Below are 2,820 nucleotides of genomic sequence, written 5' to 3' on the forward strand. Positions count from 1 at the left end.
AACCCAGCCGACAAGAACTCGCTTCGAAACTCGTGGATCGCTTTGCGCTGTGGTCGGGAGTTGCCGGCCTCATTCCAGTGCCTGTGGTGGATGCCGCCACGGTCGCTGGTCTGCAATTGCAAATGGTCCGGCGGATTTCGCAAATCTATGATGTGAACTTCTCCGAAAACATCGGCAAGGGCTTGATTGCCGCCCTTGCTGGCGCGATGGTGCCCGCGACCAGCAGCATCGGTGCCGCAAGTCTGCTCAAGGCGGTTCCGATTGTCGGCACAATCGCGTCAGGCTTTGTCATGCCAGTTCTGGCCTCGGGCGCGACCTTCGCGATCGGGAAGGCATTCATCCAGCATTTCGAAACGGGCGGCACGCTGCTCGATTTCAATCCGCCCGATTACCGCGAATTTCTAAGGAGCCAGAAAGAGCTCTGGGATATTCGCCGTAAACGGCTGCGCACGCCCGCCGCTCCGGCTGCGGCTGCGACGCCCGAAACCGAGCCGACGGCGACACAGCCCTAGTCGCTTTCCATCGCGGCAAAGTAAGCTCGTTGTAGTCGCCGGCGCGTCTTCCTGCCCCGGCGAGAGTTATTCTGCATGGTCGAACTCGTCATATACGTCGCCTTCTGTGCCGTGACCGGTCTCTTCGGTATCGATCGCCGAATGGGGTTTATCGGCACTTTCCTCCTGACGCTGTTGACGACGCCTGTCATCATGATCCCCGTGCTCTTGCTCACGGGCCGGTCCGCCCGTGCGCGGTCGAACGACCGGTTGTAAGGCAATGAGACGGGGGGACCGTATGCGTGCTCTTACAGGCTTGGCCGAGCATGACAGCGTGACCACGGCCGGATGGCCCCTTTCGCGCGGGACATCGGGCTAATGTCGTTCCTGCAGCTCGTCCGGCGCGAAATGCACAGCTCGCTCCCGAAGCTGCTGACGATGTCGGCTCTCGGCGGTGTGAGCACCGCCGCAATTCTTGCCGCGCTCAATACCGGCATGCATGCGACCGGTAGCACACCAGCAACGAGTCTCTGGGGCGTCACGCTTTTTATCGTGTCGCTGTTCCTGTTCGTGAAGACGCAGCTTTATGTGACGGTCACCACCACCGCGGAGATCGAAGCGATAATCCATAAAATTCGACTGCGTCTTATGGATCATGTCCGCCGCTCGGAGTTGTTGGCGCTGGAGGACATCGGGCGCGCGCGTATCGTCGCCGCAATCACCAGCGACACAGCGGTGCTCACACAAGCGAGCAACATGCTGTGCTACACGATCCAGGGCGCCGTGCTGATCTTTTTTGTCGCGATCTATGTCGCGTATCTTTCGATGGCCGCGTTCCTGACCACCATGGCGGTGGTGTTGATTGCAGGCATGATTTTCCATCACAAGAACCGGCAGCTGCTCGACGAAAAGCAGAGGTCTGCCGAGTGGGAGCGGCGGCTGTACGACCGGCTGTCGGATTTCCTCGACGGTTTCAAGGAAATCAGGCTCAACAAGGCTCGGAGCACCGACCTGTTCGAGGATGCGATCGACGTCTCGGACACCGCCGCTGGCATCAAGATCAAGACGCAGACCGAAACTTTCAAGGTCATCGTCATCTCGCAAATCTCGATGTATGTGCTGCTGGCCGCGGTCGTCTTTGTGGCGCCTCAGTTCAGCGACGCCCTCAGCGGACCGTCGCTGACGAAGACCACGACGGCGCTGATGTTCATCGTCGGGGCGTGCTTCGGCCTCGTGCAGTCCATCCCCGTTCTCTTGAACGCGAATGCGGCCGCCGATCGCATCGAGCAGCTCGACGAATTGTTGAGCGACGCTGCCAGCACACCTGCGGAAGAGCGCGACGAGGTCGAACCTCACCGGTTCTCGTCGATCGAAATGCACAACATCGTATTTCGATACGTTGACAAGTTTTCCGACACGACGTTCCAAATCGGCCCGCTCGATTTCACTCTCAGCGCAGGCGAGCTCGTCTTCATTACCGGCGGGAACGGCTCCGGCAAGTCCACGTTTCTGCGCGTCCTGGCGGGCCTTTATCCTCCGATGTCCGGCGAAATCCTGTTCGACGGGCGGCGGGTAAATGACTTCACGCGGGATGCCTATCGCTCGCTGATGTCCGGCATCTTCTTCGACTACCATCTCTTCCAAAAGCTGTACGGCATCAGGGACCCCGATCCGCGGGAGATCGATCAGTTGCTGGCGAAATTCCGACTCGGGGACAAGACCAGCCTGATCAATGGTGAATTCCGCACTCTGGACCTTTCCGGAGGCCAACGGCGACGGCTCGCGCTGATCGTGAGCCTGCTGGAGAAGCGGCCGATCCTCCTGCTCGACGAATGGACGGCCGAACAGGATCCCGAATACCGGCGCAAATTCTACGACGAACTGCTGCCGGACATGTTACGCTCCGGTGCGACGGTGGTCGTTATCACGCATGACGACCGCTATCTCGACGAATTGAATTTGTCCGCCCGCAAAATTCGCATGGAGGAAGGGCGGATCGTGGAAACCCGCATGCTCGGGACATCGGTGCAGTAGGCGTTCGGACAGACGGTATGGCCAGGTACAGAGATTTCCTCGCGAAGGCGCCGGAAAAGCCGCGATCGAGATGGTGGCGTTTCGTTCGGCGTCACATCCCGAGTCTGTCTCTGACGTTGATGACGCTCGTCTTTATGGCGACGCTGCTCTACCCCTATATCGTCATCACCGTTCCGAGCGGCATGGTCGGCGTCCTCTGGAAACGGTTCAATGGCTATGACATTTACTGCTGGTGCTTCGTCGGACGCGGCACCATTTTGGACCCACGCGAGCTGCGCGACGAAGGTCTGCACAT

At 59.5% G+C, this 2,820-nt stretch carries 4 protein-coding genes; all 4 read left to right on the forward strand.

The window, feature by feature from the left end; all coding sequences use genetic code 11:
- On the forward strand, positions 1–512 hold a 512-nt coding region (locus VJV58_RS17135; protein WP_324138555.1), incomplete at its 5' end, for a YcjF family protein.
- Between the two features lie 75 nt (positions 513–587).
- On the forward strand, positions 588–767 hold the full coding sequence (locus VJV58_RS17140; protein WP_324138556.1) for a hypothetical protein: 180 nt from the start codon (positions 588–590) through the stop codon (positions 765–767).
- Positions 768–839: 72 nt separating this feature from the next.
- On the forward strand, positions 840–2,525 hold the full coding sequence (locus tag VJV58_RS17145; RefSeq protein ID WP_324138557.1) for a cyclic peptide export ABC transporter: 1,686 nt from the start codon (positions 840–842) through the stop codon (positions 2,523–2,525).
- 17 nt (positions 2,526–2,542) lie between these two features.
- Positions 2,543–2,820: hypothetical protein (locus VJV58_RS17150; protein WP_324138558.1), on the forward strand; the 278-nt coding region annotated here is incomplete at its 3' end.

This window comes from Bradyrhizobium sp. (assembly GCF_035273305.1).
Classification (GTDB): domain Bacteria; phylum Pseudomonadota; class Alphaproteobacteria; order Rhizobiales; family Xanthobacteraceae; genus Bradyrhizobium.

Bases quoted from the DNA above. Each gene is read 5' to 3' on its own strand.
- VJV58_RS17140 (WP_324138556.1), top strand. From the start codon at position 588: ATGGTCGAACTCGTCATATACGTCGCCTTCTGTGCCGTGACCGGTCTC.
- VJV58_RS17145 (WP_324138557.1), top strand. From the start codon at position 840: ATGGCCCCTTTCGCGCGGGACATCGGGCTAATGTCGTTCCTGCAGCTC.